Source organism: Knoellia flava TL1, assembly GCF_000768675.1.
GTDB lineage: Bacteria > Actinomycetota > Actinomycetes > Actinomycetales > Dermatophilaceae > Knoellia > Knoellia flava.
In genome coordinates this window covers 1-16,127 of record NZ_AVPI01000024.1, presented here as the reverse complement: position 1 = coordinate 16,127, position 16,127 = coordinate 1, and the positions used below count along the sequence as shown (strand labels likewise).

The 16,127-nt window shown below is 71.8% G+C and carries 15 protein-coding genes; 9 read left to right on the top strand and 6 right to left on the bottom strand.

The genetic code is table 11. From position 1 onward, the window contains the following. Positions 1-67: 67 nt before the first annotated feature. A complete protein-coding gene (locus N798_RS09610; RefSeq protein ID WP_035948043.1) occupies positions 68-295 on the bottom strand; it encodes an acyl-CoA carboxylase epsilon subunit in 228 nt (75 codons plus the stop codon). Continuing rightward, positions 292-1,932: an acyl-CoA carboxylase subunit beta gene (locus N798_RS09605; protein WP_371870455.1), complete on the bottom strand. Its 1,641-nt coding sequence runs from the start codon at positions 1,930-1,932 to the stop codon at positions 292-294. Before N798_RS09605 ends, N798_RS09610 begins: the two co-directional genes overlap by 4 nt. A 24-nt stretch (positions 1,933-1,956) precedes the next feature. Between N798_RS09605 and N798_RS09600 the strand changes: the two genes are divergently transcribed. Genes N798_RS09600 through N798_RS09585 form a run of 4 tightly spaced genes read left to right on the top strand, consistent with a single transcriptional unit; the run spans position 1,957 to position 5,533 of the window. Further along, complete coding sequence (locus N798_RS09600) at positions 1,957-2,718, top strand: biotin--[acetyl-CoA-carboxylase] ligase (RefSeq protein WP_035948042.1); 762 nt, start codon at positions 1,957-1,959, stop codon at positions 2,716-2,718. 28 nt (positions 2,719-2,746) lie between these two features. Further along, entirely contained in the window at positions 2,747-3,805 is a 1,059-nt protein-coding gene (locus N798_RS09595; RefSeq protein WP_229708639.1) for an adenylate/guanylate cyclase domain-containing protein, read from the top strand. A 27-nt stretch (positions 3,806-3,832) separates the two neighbouring features. Next, complete coding sequence (locus N798_RS09590; RefSeq protein WP_035948041.1) at positions 3,833-4,510, top strand: response regulator transcription factor; 678 nt, start codon at positions 3,833-3,835, stop codon at positions 4,508-4,510. Between the two features lie 6 nt (positions 4,511-4,516). Continuing rightward, on the top strand, positions 4,517-5,533 hold the full coding sequence (locus N798_RS09585) for a sensor histidine kinase (RefSeq protein ID WP_035948040.1): 1,017 nt from the start codon (positions 4,517-4,519) through the stop codon (positions 5,531-5,533). An 11-nt stretch (positions 5,534-5,544) separates the two neighbouring features. Here N798_RS09585 and N798_RS09580 read toward each other — a convergent pair whose 3' ends face one another. Further along, positions 5,545-6,054, bottom strand: coding sequence for a GtrA family protein (locus N798_RS09580; RefSeq protein WP_035948039.1), 510 nt, complete (start codon positions 6,052-6,054; stop codon positions 5,545-5,547). A 69-nt stretch (positions 6,055-6,123) separates the two neighbouring features. Between N798_RS09580 and N798_RS09575 the strand changes: the two genes are divergently transcribed. Both N798_RS09575 and purE read left to right on the top strand, forming a co-directional pair. Then, on the top strand, positions 6,124-7,296 hold the full coding sequence (locus N798_RS09575) for a 5-(carboxyamino)imidazole ribonucleotide synthase (protein WP_035948038.1): 1,173 nt from the start codon (positions 6,124-6,126) through the stop codon (positions 7,294-7,296). After that, positions 7,293-7,829, top strand: coding sequence for a 5-(carboxyamino)imidazole ribonucleotide mutase (gene purE / locus N798_RS09570; protein ID WP_035948037.1), 537 nt, complete (start codon positions 7,293-7,295; stop codon positions 7,827-7,829). The genes N798_RS09575 and purE overlap by 4 nt, the downstream gene beginning before the upstream one ends. A 4-nt stretch (positions 7,830-7,833) precedes the next feature. On the opposite strand, the gene N798_RS09565 is transcribed toward purE, so the two are convergent. Beyond that, positions 7,834-8,286 (bottom strand): CoA-binding protein, encoded by a 453-nt coding sequence (locus tag N798_RS09565; protein WP_035948036.1) that lies wholly within the window; start codon positions 8,284-8,286, stop codon positions 7,834-7,836. Positions 8,287-8,347: 61 nt separating this feature from the next. Between N798_RS09565 and N798_RS09560 the strand changes: the two genes are divergently transcribed. After that, the gene (locus tag N798_RS09560; RefSeq protein WP_035948034.1) at positions 8,348-9,364 is read left to right on the top strand and encodes an LLM class F420-dependent oxidoreductase; all 1,017 of its coding nucleotides are present in this window, start codon (positions 8,348-8,350) and stop codon (positions 9,362-9,364) included. A 76-nt stretch (positions 9,365-9,440) separates the two neighbouring features. Then, positions 9,441-11,525, top strand: coding sequence for an acyltransferase family protein (locus tag N798_RS09555; protein WP_052117120.1), 2,085 nt, complete (start codon positions 9,441-9,443; stop codon positions 11,523-11,525). Between the two features lie 37 nt (positions 11,526-11,562). On the opposite strand, the gene N798_RS17370 is transcribed toward N798_RS09555, so the two are convergent. Then, on the bottom strand, positions 11,563-13,674 hold the full coding sequence (locus tag N798_RS17370; RefSeq protein WP_052117119.1) for a VCBS repeat-containing protein: 2,112 nt from the start codon (positions 13,672-13,674) through the stop codon (positions 11,563-11,565). Positions 13,675-13,821: 147 nt separating this feature from the next. Here N798_RS17370 and N798_RS09545 point away from each other — a divergent pair, with 147 nt between their 5' ends. Next, positions 13,822-14,988 (top strand): acyl-CoA dehydrogenase family protein, encoded by a 1,167-nt coding sequence (locus tag N798_RS09545; RefSeq protein WP_035948033.1) that lies wholly within the window; start codon positions 13,822-13,824, stop codon positions 14,986-14,988. A gap of 84 nt (positions 14,989-15,072) precedes the next feature. On the opposite strand, the gene N798_RS09540 is transcribed toward N798_RS09545, so the two are convergent. Next, the coding region (locus N798_RS09540) for an LCP family protein (RefSeq protein WP_035948032.1) at positions 15,073-16,127 on the bottom strand (1,055 nt) is incomplete at its 5' end.

Genomic DNA, 16,127 nt, shown 5'->3' with positions numbered 1-16,127 from the left:
GGGCGTACCGAACCCGAGGAATTGGCGAGTTGTGCACGGACTCGAGGGGCGCCCGCGCCCCGCTGGGTCAGCCGCGGAGCGAGCGCGACCAGGCGCCGGGGCCGGGAGCGACGGGGCGCCGCACCAGACCTGCCGGTGCCGACCACGCGGACGTATGCCGTGCCGGCACCTCGGCGGCCGCCGCACCGGCCGCCGCCGAGAGGACCGCGACGAGCGCGGCGACCTGCTCGGGCGTCGCGTCGCCGACGACCTCGATGACCGGCCCGCTTGAGCTCTCAGCCTGAGAAGAGGTCACAGCGGGATGTTTCCGTGCTTCTTGGGCGGGAGAGTCTCGCGCTTGGTGCGCAGCGCCCGCAGCGCCTTGGTGACGTTCATCCGCGTGTTCGACGGCGTGATGACGGTGTCGATGTAGCCGCGCTCGGCCGCGACGTAGGGGTTGGCGAGGGTGTCCTCGTACTCGGTGATGAACTTCTGCCGGGCCGCGTCGACGTCGTCGCCGCGCTCGGCGGCGGCCGCGAGCTGCTTGCGGTAGAGGATGTTGACCGCGCCCTGCGCGCCCATGACGGCGATCTGGGCGGTCGGCCACGCGAGGTTGATGTCGGCGCCGAGGTGCTTGGAGCCCATGACGTCATAGGCGCCGCCGTAGGCCTTGCGGGTGATGACGGTGACGAGGGGCACGGTGGCCTCGGCGTAGGCGTAGATGAGCTTGGCGCCGCGGCGGATGATGCCGTCCCACTCCTGGTCGGTGCCCGGCAGGAAGCCCGGCACGTCGACGAAGGTGAGCACCGGCACGTTGAACGCGTCGCAGGTGCGCACGAAGCGGGCGGCCTTCTCGGAGGCGTCGATGTCGAGCGTCCCGGCGAACTGCATCGGCTGGTTGGCGACGACGCCGACCGAGCGGCCCTCGACGCGGCCGAACCCGCAGATGATGTTCGGCGCGAAGAGCGGTGCGACCTCGAGGAACTCGCCGTCGTCGAGCACGGTCTCGATGACCTGGTGCATGTCGTAGGGCTGGTTGGGGCTGTCCGGGATGATGTGGTCGAGCGCCCGGTCCGTGTCGGTGACCTCGAGCGAGAGCTCCTCGTCACCGAAGGTCGGCGGCTCCTCCATGTTGTTGGAGGGCAGGTAGGACAGCAGCGCCTTGACGTACTCGACGGCGTCCTCCTCGTCGGTCCCCATGTAGTGCGCGACACCGGACTTCGAGTTGTGGGTGCGGGCGCCGCCGAGCTCCTCGAAGCCGACGTCCTCACCGGTGACGGTCTTGATGACGTCGGGGCCGGTGATGAACATGTGCGAGGTCTGGTCGACCATGACGGTGAAGTCGGTGACGGCGGGGGAGTAGACCGCGCCGCCGGCGCACGGGCCCATGATGAGCGAGACCTGCGGGATGACGCCCGACGCGTGGACGTTGCGGCGGAAGATCTCGCCGTAGAGGCCGAGCGAGACGACGCCCTCCTGGATGCGCGCGCCGCCGGAGTCGTTGAGCCCGACGACCGGGCAGCCGACCTTCATCGCGAAGTCCATGACCTTGGTGATCTTCTCGCCGAAGACCTCGCCGAGCGAGCCGCCGAAGACGGTGAAGTCCTGCGCGAACACCGCGACGGTGCGCCCGTCGACGGTGCCGTAGCCGGTGACGACGCCGTCGCCGTAGGGGCGGTTCGCGTCCTGGCCGAAGGCGACCGAGCGGTGCCGGGCGTACTTGTCCATCTCGACGAACGAGCCCTCGTCGAGGAGCATCTCGAGGCGCTCGCGGGCGGTCTTCTTGCCGCGCGCGTGCTGCTTCTCGACCGCACGCTCGGAGCCGGCGTGGGCGACCTCACCGACGCGTCGCTTGAGGTCGGCGAGCTTGCCGGCCGTGGTGTGGATGTCGATGCCCGTGTCGGCGTCCGGGAGGTCGGTTCCGCCCATGGGCTGGGTGTCGGTCTGCGCCATGGAGGCGACTCTAGCCTTGACCCCGTGACCCTTCCTGCTGCCTCCCGCCCGATGGATGCGTCCCTCATCACACCCGGCCCGCCGTGGCTGCCGGCCGACGTACGCGACAGCGTCGGGTCCACCAACGCCGTGCTCGCGGGCGACCAACGGCCGTGGCGCGTCGTCACGGCCGAGGTGCAGACGCAGGGCCGTGGGCGGCTCGACAGGGCGTGGACGACAACGCCGGGCACGAGCATCGCCGCGAGCGTCCTCGTGCCGCGCCCGTCGCGCGCGCCGCTCGGCTGGGTGCCGCTCGTGGTCGGCCTCGCCCTGCGCGACGCTCTCACCTCCGTGGCCGGTGTCGAGGTCGCCCTCAAGTGGCCCAACGACCTCCTGCTGCCGGCCGACGGCGCCCGCAAGGTCGCGGGCATCCTCGCCGAGCTCACACCGGACGGCGTCGTCGTCGGCACCGGCGTCAACGTCGACCAGGAGCGATCCGACCTGCCGGTCGACACCGCCACGTCGCTCCGTCTCGCCGGCGCGCCGGGAGTGAGCCGCGAAGCCGTGCTCACGGCATACCTTCGTTCTCTCGCAACGCTTCTGGGCAATCTCGACGCCGACCCGTATGCCGTCCGCTCGTCCTACGTCGCGGCGTGCGACACCGTGGGCCGGGAGGTGAGGGTTCTGCTGCCCGGCTCGGAGATCACGGGTGTGGCCACCGACGTCGACCCAGACGGCAGACTGTCCCTGACGACGGGGTCCGGCACGCGTGCCGTGGCTGCTGGTGACGTCGTCCACGTCCGGTGAGTCCCGCGAGCCCCTGAGGAGGGTCCACGTGCCCGAGCAGCCCCGCGACCTCGAGGCCGAGATCGAGGAGCGCCTCCTCGGACGTCGCGCGACGATGGGCCGTCGCGAGATCAGCCGCGAGGCATCGGTGTCGGTGCAGTCGGCCCGCAAGCTCTGGCACGCCCTCGGCTTCCAGATCGTCGACGACGAGGAGGTGATGTTCACCGAGGCCGACCTCGGGGCGCTGATCCGCGTCTCCGACCTCGTGCGCGACAACGACCTCGACGAGGACCTCGTCCTGTCGATGGCCCGGGCCTTCGCCCGCACCTCCGACCGCCTCGCCGTGTGGCAGACCCAGCTCGTCGCGGAGTACCTCACACCGGCCGACCAGGAGGCCGAGATCGGGGAGAAGGACGCCCGAGCCGTCCCCGAGCGGAGCGTCGCCGAGGCCGCGGCCAGCCAGCTCGCCGACCTCGTCGACCAGCTCGAGCCCCTCATGGTCTACGTCTGGCGTCGGCACCTCACCTCGGCGATCACCCGCATGCTCGAGGACGCGCGCGACACGGACCACGACCCGAGTGCGCCGCTGCGGGTCGTCGGCTTCGCCGACCTCGTCTCGTTCACGACCCTCGTGCGACGGATGACCGAGCGGCAGCTCGGCACGCTCGTCCAGCGCTTCGAGGAGCTCGCGAGCGACGTCGTGACGACCCACGGCGGCCGGATCATCAAGACCGTGGGTGACGAGGTGCTCTTCGTCCACGCCGAGGCCGACGCTGCCGCGGCGATCGGGCTCGACCTCGTCGACTCGATGGCCGAGGACCCGCTGCTCCCCGACGTGCGGGTCGGCATGGCCTCGGGCAAGGTCATCAGCCGGCTCGGCGACGTCTTCGGCACGACGGTCAACCGCGCGAGCCGACTCACCGCGGTGACCCCGCCCGGCAGGGTCTTCGTCGACGACGAGGTGGCCCGGCGGCTCGCGTCACTCTCGGGCTTCTCGATGGTCGAGCAGCGCCCCCGGCACCTGCGCGGGATCGGCGAGGTCCGGCCCTTCGAGCTGGCAAGGTCCACGGGGGCGCGGCGCGCGCGCCCCTGGGACCACCACGCGTGAATCGTGTCCCACCACTAGCATCGCCGCATGACCCGTGTGCTGCTCGCCGAGGACGACCCGGCGATCTCCGAGCCCCTCGCCCGCGCCCTGCGCCGTGAGGGCTACGAGGTCGAGGTCCGCAACGACGGGCGCGAGGCCCTCGAGGCCGCACGCGACAACCCCGACCTCGTCGTCCTCGACCTCGGCCTGCCGACGATGGACGGCCTCGAGGTGTGCCGACGGCTGCGTGGCGAGGGCTACACCGTGCCCGTCCTCGTCCTCACCGCCCGCGCCGACGAGGTCGACACGGTCGTCGGCCTCGACGCCGGCGCCGACGACTACGTCACCAAGCCCTTCCGGCTCGCCGAGCTGCTCGCCCGCTCCCGCGCGCTGCTGCGCCGGGGGATCCCCGAGGCGCCGGTCACCGGCGACGTCGACGTGCGGGTCGACACCGAGTCGCGGCGGGTCTTCCTCCACGGCGAGGAGATCCAGCTGACCGCCAAGGAGTACGAGCTGCTGCGCGTGCTCGCGCGCAACCAGGGCAAGGTCATCTCGCGCGAGCAGCTCATGCGCGAGGTCTGGGAGACGGCGTGGTACGGCTCGACCAAGACCCTCGACATGCACATCTCGGTGCTGCGCAAGAAGCTCGGCGACGACGCGATGCAGCCCCGCTACATCACGACCATCCGGGGCGTCGGCTTCCGGTTCGACCCCTCGGGGGAATGACGCTCGATGCGTCGACTCCTCCTGAGGTCCACGCTCGCCGCCGTCGGCGCTGCCCTGGCGATCTTCGGCATCCCGATCCTCGTCGTGGGCATCCTCGTGACGCTCGCCCCACCGGAAGGCCGCTCCGAGGTCGTCTCGCGGACGACCGGTGCGTCGGGGGTGCTCCTCGTCACCGGGTTTGTCCTCGTCCTCGTCCTCTTCGGGCTCGCCGCCGGGTGGTTCGTCGCGCAGCGGCGGGCCAGGCTGCTCGGCGACCCGCTCACCGAGCTCGCCGCGCGGGCCGAGCGCCTCGGCGCCGGTGAGTCCCGCTTCATGCCGCTCGACTCCGGGATCGGCGAGCTCGACCGGATCAGCGACGTCCTCTCCCGCAGCGCACACCAGGTGACCCGCAACCTCGCCGCCGAGCGCGACTTCGCGGCCGACGCCTCCCACCAGCTGCGGACCCCGCTCACCGCGCTGCTCATGCGGCTCGACGAGATCGCCTCGACCGACGACCTCGGCGTGGTCCAGGAGGAGGCCCAGGTCGCGATCGAGCAGGTCGAGCGCCTGAGCAAGGTCGTCGACGACCTCATGGGGCGCTCGCGGGTGAGCGACCCGACCCGGCCGAGCGTCTCGCTCGACGCCGTCCTCGCCTCGCTCCAGCGCGAGTGGCAGCCGGCCTTCGCCTCGTCGAAGCGGAGCATGCGCATCCACGGCGAGCGTGGGCTCCGGGTGCGCGCGACGCCGGTGGCCCTCGCACAGATCCTCTCTACCCTCGTCGAGAACGCGCTCGCCCACGGTCGTGGCACCGTCGACATCGCGGCGCGTCGCACGGGACCCTCGGTCGTCATCGAGCTCGGCGACGAGGGTGAGGGCGTTGCCCCCGGCCTGGCTCCGCACATCTTCGAACGGTCGGTCTCGTCCACCGGCTCGGGCCTCGGGCTCACCCTCGCCCGCGACCTCGCCGAGGACAACGGTGGCCGGCTCGAGCTCGTGAGCACGCAGCCGGCCGTCTTCGCCGTCTTCCTCTCCGAGGCCGACTGACAGCTGCAGCGTCAGCCCTCGTGGCGGTCGTGCAGGTCCGCGAGCGGTGAGGTGTCCTCGTCGATGGGCTCGCCGGCGAAGACGAACCTCCGGTAGGCCCAGAAGCGGAAGAGCGTCCCGAGGCCGATGGCGCCGACCTTGGTGATGTTGTCGGCCGTGAGCGAGTCGAGCTCGAGGACGTAGTGGACGAAGGCGATCGCCGCGGCCTGGATGACGAGGGCGACCCCGTTGGTCCCGGCGAAGAGCGCCGCCTCGTGGTGCACGGGCCGGTTGCGCCGGTGGCGGAAGGTCCACATGCGGTTGCCGACCCACGCGAACGCCGTGGCGACCGACGCCGAGACGACGACGGCGGCCGTCGGCTTCTCCTCGAGGAGGGTGCGGCGCAGGACGTTGAACGTCCCCATGTCGACGACGAAGGCGAGCAGGCCGATGACGCCGAACTTGATCGCCTCGCGGTAGAGGACGTCGATGGCTCCGCGGAGCCGGTCGAGGAGGCCCCCAGCGGGAGTCGTGGACGTCACCGGCCGAGCGTAGCCGCCGAAACCCGTCCCGTATGCCGTCCGCCCACCACCCGCCGATATCCTCCCGGGGTGACTGCCCCGCTGCGTGCCCCCGGAGGATTCCCCGTCGTCGGCATCATCGGCGGTGGCCAGCTCGCGCGGATGTGCGCCGGCCCTGCGGCCGAGCTCGGGGTGACGCTCAGCGTGCTCGCCGAGGCGCCCGACGCCAGCGCGGCGCTCGTCATCCCGTCGGCCCCCGTCGGCCAGCACACCGATGTCGACGCGGTCCTCGCCTTCGCCGCCGAGTGCGACGTCGTCACCTTCGACCACGAGCACGTCCCCGCCGACGTCCTCGCGGCGCTCGCCGACGCCGGGACGGTCATGCACCCGAGCCCCGAGGCGCTCGTCTTCGCCCAGGACAAGCTGCAGATGCGCGCCCGTCTCACCGACCTCGGTGTCCCGTGCCCGCGCTGGGCGTCGGCGCTCACCGTCGACGAGGTCACCGCGTTCGGTGACGAGGTCGGCTGGCCCCTCGTCGCGAAGACGCCGCGCGGCGGCTACGACGGCAAGGGAGTGCGCGTCGTCGGGTTCGCCGACGAGCTGACCGACTGGCTCGAGCGCGCCGCGGGTGAGGACTCACCGCTGCTCCTCGAGGAGAAGGTCCCCTTCACCCGCGAGATCGCCGTCCTCCTCGCCCGCAGCCCCTCCGGGCAGGCCGCGGCGTGGCCGGTCGTGGAGACCGTCCAGACGGACGGCATCTGCACCGAGGTCATCGCCCCGGCTCCGGACCTCGACGACGACCTCGCGGCCCGAGCCACCGAGGCCGGGCTCCGCGTCGCCGGCGAGCTGGGCGTCACCGGTGTCCTCGCCGTCGAGATGTTCGAGCTGCCGGGCGGCGAGTTCGTCGTCAACGAGCTCGCGATGCGGCCGCACAACAGCGGCCACTGGTCGATGGACGGCGCGGTCACCGGCCAGTTCGAGCAGCACCTGCGCGCGGTCCTCGACCTGCCGTTGGGCTCACCGCGCTCGCGGCACCGCTGGACCGTCATGGGCAACGTCCTCGGCGGACACCACAGCGACCTCTACCCGGCATACCGTCATGTCATGGCGCGCGACCCCGAGGTCAAGGCGCACCTCTACGGCAAGGGGGTCCGCCCGGGTCGCAAGATCGGGCATGTCAACGTCAGCGGCGACGACCTCGCCGACCTGCGCCAGCGGGCTCGGCACGCGGCCGACTACATCGAGGGAGCGATCACCGAATGACCAGCACGAGCAGCAGCGCCGCAGGGATGCCGGTCGTCGGCCTCGTCATGGGCAGCGACAGCGACTGGCCCGTCATGGAGGCCGCCTCGGCGGCGCTCGACGACTTCGGCATCGCCCACGAGGTCGACGTCGTCTCGGCGCACCGCATGCCCGACGAGATGGTCGCCTACGGCCAGCAGGCGGAGGAGCGCGGCCTGCGCGTCATCATCGCCGGCGCCGGGGGAGCGGCCCACCTGCCCGGCATGCTCGCCTCGGTCACGTCGCTGCCGGTCATCGGTGTGCCGGTGCCGCTGAAGTACCTCGACGGCATGGACTCGCTGCTCTCGATCGTCCAGATGCCGGGCGGCGTGCCGGTCGCCACCGTCTCGGTCGGCGGGGCTCGCAACGCCGGGCTGCTCGCGGCCCGCATCCTCGGGGCCGGCGAGGGCGAGGAGGCGGCCCGGATCCGCACCGCGATGGGCGAGTTCCGCGCCACGCTGCGCGACGAGGCGCACGCCAAGGGCGCCGCCCTGCGCGACCGCCGCCGCGCCTGACCCCCTAGCGGGCGGAGCCCTCGCCGCGCACGCGCGGCCACTCGATGCGCGGGCACGTGTCCATGACGACGTCGAGCCCGACCTTGCGGGCGCGCTCGGCAGCGGCGGTGTCGACGACGCCCTGCTGCATCCAGATGGCGTCGATCTGGAGCCGGTCCTTGTGCTCGATGGCCTGGTCGACCACGGCACCCACGTGCTCGGAGTTGACGAAGCAGTCGATGACCTTGACGTCCTGGTCCGGGATGTCCGCGAGGCTCGCGTAGCCCTGCTCGGCGTGGACGGTCTCGGCCTTGGGGTGGACCGGGATGATCCCCTTGTGCAGCTCGTGCTTGAGCCACTGGGCGACGCCGTATGCCGGGCGCTTCCGGTTGGTGCTCAGCCCCACGACCACCCAGGTGCCGGGGTCGTTGAGCAGCTCGCGGATCGTGTCGGGGTCGTTGCGGTGTCGAAGCGTCACCTCTGCATCATGCCTCGCGGGTGGGCTTGCGGGGGACGGGGTGTGCGGGTTGGGTGGGGGCATGAGATTCGGCATCTTCGTCCCGCAGGGCTGGCGTCACGACCTCGTCGGCATCGACCCCGACCAGCACTGGGGCGTCATGGCCGGTCTCGCGCGGCGGGCTGACGGCATCCGCGACTGGGAGTCGATCTGGGTCTACGACCACTTCCACCCCGTGCCGCACCCGACGGAGGAGGCGGTGCACGAGGCGTGGTCGCTCATGGCCGCGTTCGCCGGTGTCACCGGTCGCGTGCGGATCGGGCAGATGTGCACGTGCATGAGCTATCGCAACCCGGCCTACCTCGCCAAGGTCGCGGCGACGGTCGACGTCATCTCCGAGGGCCGGCTCGAGATGGGCATCGGCGCCGGGTGGTACGAGCACGAGTGGCGCGCCTACGGCTACGGCTTCCCGGGTGCGGGCGAGCGGCTGGCGCGGCTGCGCGAGGGCGTCGAGATCATGCAGCAGATGTGGACGACGGGCACGGCCACGCTCGACGGCGAGCACTACCAGGTCGACGGGGCGATGTGCTTCCCGCGGCCCCTCCAGGGCACGGCGTTCGAGGGCTCCGAGCGCAACGGCATCCCCATGTGGGTGGCCGGCGGCGGCGAGCGCAAGACGCTGCGGATCGCGGCGGAGTACGCCGACTACACGAACTTCCTCGGCCAGCCCGACGTCTTCGCGCACAAGAGCGAGATCCTCAGGCAGCACTGCGCCGACGTCGGTCGGGAGTTCGACTCGATCGTCCGGTCGTCGAACTTCAACGTCGTCATCGGGCGCGACGCGCGCGAGGTCGAGGAGCGGTTCCGCTGGATCGAGGCGCACCTGCGCGGCGCGGGCGTGCCCGACGAGGCGGTGCAGCGCACGCTGAACGACTACCGCAAGGGTCCCGCGGTCGGCACGCCCGACGAGGTCGCGAGCGCGCTCGCCGACATGCAGGACCTCGGGATGACCTACGCGATCACGAACTTCGTCGAGTCCGCCTACGACCTCTCCGGCGTCGAGCTCTTCGAGCGCGAGGTCATCCCGGCCCTGCGCTGACAACCCGTCCGCCCGAGCCCTCGGGACATGCGCGGATTGGGGGCTTGCGTGGGGTCGCCGATAGCATGGCCGCCCGATGAGCACCTCCGACGCCACGCTGGCACCCACCCGGGCCGAGCGCCACCAGAAGCCACGCCCGGCATCGGACTTCCGCCCGGACATCCAGGGCCTGCGTGCCATCGCAGTGGGACTCGTCGTCCTCTACCACCTGTGGCCCAAGCGACTGTCCGGCGGCTATGTCGGTGTCGACGTCTTCTTCGTCATCTCCGGCTTCCTCATCACCTCCCACATCCACCGCGAGATCGTCTCGACCGGCCACCTCCGGGTGACGCGCTTCTGGGCGCGTCGGATCCGACGGCTGTTGCCGGCGAGCCTGCTCGTGCTCGTGCTCTCCGGCCTCGGCGTGCTCCTGTTCGCGCCGAGCACGACGTGGGCGCAGACAGCGCGCGAGATCGCCGCCAGCGCCCTCTACGTCCAGAACTGGCAGCTGGCGACGTCCGCGGTCGACTACATGGCACTCGACAACGTCCCGACGGTGGCGCAGCACTTCTGGTCGCTCTCTGTCGAGGAGCAGTTCTACGCCGTCTGGCCCGTCCTCATCCTCGGCCTGCTCGCGGTGATGCGGCTGCGGGGCCACCGCGACACCCGCAAGGCCGTGCTGGCCGGCCTGGCCCTGCTCAGCGTGGCCTCGCTCACCTGGTCGGTCGTGTCGACCCTCCAGGACCAGGCCTTCGCCTACATGAGCACCTTCACCCGGGTCTGGGAGTTCGCCGCGGGCGGGATCACCGCGCTTGCGCTCGTCAGCCTCCGGCGTCCCGGCGCCACGGTTGCCGCGTGGCTCGGCCTGGCGGCCGTCGTCGGCTCCGGCTCCGTCCTGACCGAGGCCAGCCTCTTCCCCGGCTGGGTCGCCCTCTTCCCCGTGCTGGGCACCGTCGCGCTGCTCGTCTCCGGTGCGGAGACGCCGGTGGGCCGCGTGCTCGCGACTCGTCCGATGACCTTCGTCGGCGACATCTCCTACTCGGTCTATCTCGTCCACTGGCCGCTCATCGTCCTCGTCCCGCACCTCACGGGCCACCCGCTGCGCTGGACCGAGAAGCTCCTCATCCTCGTGGCGACCCTCGGCCTGGCCTGGCTCTCCAAGACGTGGGTCGAGGACCCCCTGCGCACGGGTCCACTGCTCTCGAAGGCACCCCGCCGTGCCTTCGTCTTCGCACTCACCGCGATGGCCCTCGTCGTCGGATCGACGACGACCTGGGGCGCGGTGCTCGAGCAGCGGGAGCAACGGGCCGCCACCGAGGCGGCGCAGCGCATCGAGGCGGGGGAGCGCTGCCTCGGACCGCGCGCCCTCGTGCCCGAGGACGGCTGCTCCTCGGTCGCAGGCGACGGCCCCCTCGTGTCACCCCCCGAAGCCGTCGTCGCGCAGAGCAAGGACCCGCTCTTCACCCGCTGCCAGCAGTCGCTCGGCAACCCCGCTCTGCTCGACTGCGTGCTCGGCGACCCCAGCGGGGCCAAGGGCACCATCGCCCTCGTCGGCGACTCCCACGCCGGTGCCCTCATCCCGACGGTCGACGAGCTCGGGAAGCGCCGTGGCCTCAAGGTCGTCGTGCACACCAAGGGCTCCTGCCCGGCGACGGACGCGCGCAGGACCGTGGAGGGCGAGACCTCCGACGAGCGACAGGCCAGCTGCACCGCCTACAACGCCGCCGTGGACGAGGCACTGCTCGCCGACGCCTCCGTCTCGCTCGTCCTCACGTCGTCCTACACCCGGGCCTACGGCTGGGAGGGCACCGGCGACGGACCGGAGACCGGCATCGCCGGGTTCGCGAGCCGCTACGAGCGGTGGCGTTCCGCGGGCAAGCAGGTCGTCGTCATCGCCGACGTGCCCGCGACCGCGGGTGAGCCGGTGCCGAACTGCATCGCCCAGCACCTGAACGACCCCGAGGCATGTGCGGTGCCCCGGGCCGAGGCGGTCGTCCCGGATCTCGCGGTCTCCGCCGCGGAACGCGCGGGCGCACCCGTCGTCGACCTCAACGACCTCTTCTGCGACGCGGCGTCGTGCTACAGCCAGGTGGGCGACGTCATCGTCTACCGCGACCGCAGCCACCTGAGCATCGAGTACGCCCGGATGCTCGCGCCCTTCCTCGACTCGCGCCTGCGCTGACCCGGACGCGAGCCATCGGACCTGGGACCTCGCGGGGTCAGGACGTGATGACGCTCATCGCGTTCCAGCCGGACCCGAGCGCGTAGTAGCCGTTCGGCGAGAACGACCCGTCGGCGTAGATGTCGTGGGCCCCGAGGACTCCTGCCGCGGTGCGCCCCCAGACGAGCGCCCGCTGGTTCGTCACGCCGGTCACGGTCAGGGCGGTGTAGGAGCCGAACCCGGTGCCGAGAAGCCGTGCGGCGCCGAGCCGTCCACGGCCGTCGCCCGGCCAGAGCCACAGCCGCCCACGGGTGTCGCGTGAGAGCAGGTCGGCCCGGCTGTCGTAGTCGACGTCACCGCTGCCGAGGATCGCGTTCTGGTTCATCCACCCGGACCCGATCGCGGTGCGCGAGCCGACAGTGCCACGTCCCGTGCCGGCATACAGCCACAGGACGCCGGACGCGTCACGTGCCACGAGGTCGGCTCGCTGGTCGCCGGTGAGGTCGCCGGGCGCGACGAGGGTGTAGCCGCTCGACCAGCCGCTGCCGATCTGGACCTTGGCGGAGAAGCTGCCGCGACCGGTGCCCTTCCACAGCCAGAGCTTGCCGAGAGAGTCGGTGGCGAGGAGGTCGGCCCGGTCGTCGCCGGTGAGGTCGCCCGCGACGAGGATGCGCGTGAACGCGTTCCAGCCGCCACCGAGCCGCACGCGGGCGCCGAGACCGACGGAGCCCGCGCCGGCATAGGCCCAGAGGACGCCCGCCGAGTCGCGGGCGACGATGTCGTGGTGCGCTGACCCGACGACGTCGGAGGTGTCCTTGCTCGCGACCTGCCGGACGTCGAAGCCGTAGGCGTTGAAGACCTCGTTGCGCCAGAACTCCAGCCCACCGTCCTCGCGCAGCGACATGATCCGCGCACGCACGCTCCACTCCGAGGCGGTGCCGTAGTCCTCCGCGAGGTAGTGCACCCGCCCGTTGGGCGACGTGCGGGGCGTGGACAGCACGTGCTCGGGCTCGCCGGTGGCCACCGTGACGACCCCGGTCCCGGTGTGGCGCACGATCCGGCTCGTGGTCTCGTCGGTGAGGGCGAACCGCAGGACGCCGTCGACGCCCACGTCGGGCGTGTAGCCGTCACGGGTGGCGGCGATCGGGGTAGCGCTCGTGCACGTGGCGCAGGTCGACACCAGGCCCTCGCCCAGCCGCAGGTCGGTGGCCACGAGCCCGGAGGAGTCGGCACGCCACGTCGGCTCGGCGAGGGGCATGGCGGGTACCCCGTGGTTGCGCACCGTGTGGGGACCGTGGACGTCGACGAAGGCGAGCCCGCGGCTGTCGCCGGTCATGTTGTCGTAGCGCGTGAACGCGAGGGTCTGCCCATCGGGGGAGAAGGCGGCGTCCGCAGGGGTGACCTCGGCCCCGAGGTCGACCGTGAAGGTTGCGACCTCGGTGGCGGCGTCCCGCACCACGAGCCTGCCCAGACCCGTGTCGGGGTCGACGACGGTCGACGCGATGAGGCGGCCGTCGGCGGAGAACGCCGGGGTGACGTGGGTCCCGGACACCCCGTCCGGGGGGACGAAGCCACTCCAGAACGCCTCGCGAAGCAGCAGGTTGTCGGTGCCGACGACGAAGTCCGGTTGGATCCGGCCGTCGTTGTCCGCGGCCAGAAGGGGGTAGGTCTCGCAGGCGAGGAGCACCGCGCCGGTGGAGCTCGTCGCGGTGAGGCGGTACGTGAAGACGGTCGCGATGTTGATGTCGCGGTCGGACCTCTGCTCGATCTCGCCGGCGACGGTGAACACGGGTCGCCACGCCCCGTAGTCGCGCTGGCGCTCGACCCGCAGCAAGGCTGCTCCGGGGTGGTAGGCGCGGACCACCATGCGGTCCCCGAGGTTGGCGGCGGAGAGGGCGTTGCTGTCGCAGATCGGCGGGTCACCGGCCGCTCGCTGAGCGCGGGGGCCGTTCGGGGCGGTGGGGCCCGCCCCCGTCGCGGTCGGCGCGGGTCGGCTCTTGGCGTCGGCGAGCCGCTCCTCGGCCGTGGCGATGACATGTCCGGCCCGACCACGGACCTCGTCGCGTGGACCGGGCTCGACGCCGTGTGCGACGGGCAGGGTGAGGCCGGTGGTGGACAGGAGGGCGGCCCCCACGGTGAGCACGGACAGGCGGGCGCGGATGTGGCGCATGGCAGCGGGCTTTCTCGAGCAGAAGGGAAGGCCTGCGACGAGTCCCCCGCGAGCCGGGGGAAGTGTATGCCGTGGAGCGCGCCGGCGTGGCCGGTTCCACACGGAGACCGGCAGGGGCACGGCATACGCGTCGGTAGGATTCGCGGCGTGAGTGCGAACCCCGACTTCCCCCTGTTCCAGGTCAACGAGGACCACGAGGCGATCCGCGAGGCGGTGCGCGAGATCGCCGAGGCCCGGATCGCGCCGTTCGCGGCGGCCGTGGACGAGGAGTCGCGCTACCCGCAGGAGGCGCACGACGCACTCGTCGCGTCCGACTTCTTCGCCCCGCACGTGCCGGAGGAGTACGACGGCGTCGGCGCCGACGCCCTCGCGACGTGCATCGTCATCGAGGAGGTGGCTCGCGTCTGCGCGAGCTCCTCGCTCATCCCGGCCGTCAACAAGCTCGGCTCGATGCCCGTCATCCTCGGCGGCTCCGAGGAGGTCAAGGCGAAGTACCTCCCGCCGCTCGCCCGCGGTGAGGCCGGCTTCTCCTACGGCCTGTCCGAGCGCGAGGCCGGCTCCGACACCGCCGCGATGAAGTGCCGGGCCAAGGCCGACGGGGACGACTGGGTCCTCAGCGGGCAGAAGTCGTGGATCACGAACGCCGGGGTCTCCGAGTACTACACCGTCCTCGCGGTCACCGACCCCGACGGCGCACGCGGCAACAACATCACGGCGTTCGTCGTCGAGAAGTCCGACGAGGGCTTCTCCTTCGGTGAGAAGGAGCGCAAGCTCGGCATCAAGGGCAGCCCCACCCGCGAGCTGATCTTCGACAACGTCCGCATCCCCGGCGACCGCATCGTCGGCGCCCCCGGCGAGGGCCTCAAGATCGCGCTGCGCACCCTCGACCACACCCGCGTCACCATCGGCGCGCAGGCGGTCGGCATCGCCCAGGGCGCCCTCGAGCAGGCCACGGCCTACGTCAAGGAGCGCAAGCAGTTCGGCAAGCACATCGCCGACTTCCAGGGCATCCAGTTCATGCTCGCCGACATGGCGATGGAGCTCGAGGCCGCGCGGCAGATGGTCTACGTCGCCGCCGCCAAGTCCGAGCGCGGCGACGCCGACCTGCCGTTCTTCGGCGCCGCGGCCAAGTGCTACGCCTCCGACGTCGCGATGAAGGTGACGACCGACGCGGTCCAGCTCCTCGGCGGCGCCGGCTACACCCGCGACTTCCCGCTCGAGCGGATGATGCGCGACGCCAAGATCACCCAGATCTACGAGGGCACCAACCAGGTGCAGCGCATCGTCATGGCCCGCCAGCTCCTCAAGGGCTGACCCGACCCCGGACGCCGGTATGCCGTCCGCCCGCGTGGGCGGACGGCATACCTTTGGTCGTTCCTGGGGTGAAGGAGGTGCGGGTCAGCCCTCGCTGGGCTTGCCGTCGGTCCCGGCCGGCGGCGCCTCGAGGGGCTGGTCCTCGCGGAGCATCGTGAAGAGGGCCTTGGCACGCTCGGTGTCCCACTTCACCGAGGACCCGGCGGCGGTCTGGTAGTTCGTGCTCTGGATCGGCACGGTGAGGCTGAGGGTCGACCCGTTGCCCGCGCCGCGCATCGCGAGCAGGATGTTGGCCGCGTCGCGCATCCCGGTCTCCTGGCCGACCCCGACGGCCCCCGCGGCGGTGTGCGTGAACGCCCAGTAGCGGAACGGGTTGAGGACGGTGGACGGTGTGGCCGCGCCCTTCATGATCGCGCCGAGGAACTGGCGCTGGCGGTCGGCCCGGCCGATGTCCCCCCGCGGGTCGGAGTAGCGCGCGCGCACGAAGCCGAGGGCGTTCTTGCCGTCGAGGACCTGGCAGCCCTTCTTGAGGTCGATGTGCGCCTTGGGGTCGTCCATGTCGAACGGGACGCAGATGTCGACGCCGCCGAGGCTGTTGACCACGTCGGCGAAGCCGCCGAAGCCGATCTCGAGGTAGCCGTCGATGCGGAGCCCGGTGACCTGCTCGAGCGTCTGGACGAGCAGCTGCGGGCCGCCGATCGAGAAGGCCGCGTTGACCTTGTTGCTGTTGTGCCCGGGGATCGGCATGTAGCTGTCGCGCGGGATGGACACGATGACCGACTTGCCGCCGCCCGCCGGCTTGTGGACGAGCATGATCGAGTCGGTCCGTCGCCCCTCGGCGGTGCCGGTGCCGAGCTCCCTGCGCTGCTCCGGGGTGAGGTCGTCGCGAGCGTCCGAGCCGACGAGGAGGTAGGTGCTGCCGGGGGTCTCGGCAGGGCGCTCGCCCGAGGGGGCGTCGTCGACGCGCGAGACCGTGCTCCAGGCGTGGAACGGGCTGAAGACCAGGAACGCCAGCCAGGCGAGCAGGACGACGGGGACGAGGCGCCACCAGCGGCGACGGCGGCGGGGCGCGTCGTCGACCGGACGGGCCGGGCGTTCGGGACGACCGCCGACCGGCCGAGCGGCGCGGGGGTCGCCGG

Bases quoted from the DNA above. Each gene is read 5' to 3' on its own strand.
- purE (WP_035948037.1), top strand. From the start codon at position 7,293: ATGACCAGCACGAGCAGCAGCGCCGCAGGGATGCCGGTCGTCGGCCTC.
- N798_RS09560 (WP_035948034.1), top strand. From the start codon at position 8,348: ATGAGATTCGGCATCTTCGTCCCGCAGGGCTGGCGTCACGACCTCGTC.
- N798_RS09590 (WP_035948041.1), top strand. From the start codon at position 3,833: ATGACCCGTGTGCTGCTCGCCGAGGACGACCCGGCGATCTCCGAGCCC.
- N798_RS09585 (WP_035948040.1), top strand. From the start codon at position 4,517: ATGCGTCGACTCCTCCTGAGGTCCACGCTCGCCGCCGTCGGCGCTGCC.
- N798_RS09605 (WP_371870455.1), bottom strand. From the start codon at position 1,932: ATGGCGCAGACCGACACCCAGCCCATGGGCGGAACCGACCTCCCGGAC.
- N798_RS09555 (WP_052117120.1), top strand. From the start codon at position 9,441: ATGAGCACCTCCGACGCCACGCTGGCACCCACCCGGGCCGAGCGCCAC.
- N798_RS17370 (WP_052117119.1), bottom strand. From the start codon at position 13,674: ATGCGCCACATCCGCGCCCGCCTGTCCGTGCTCACCGTGGGGGCCGCC.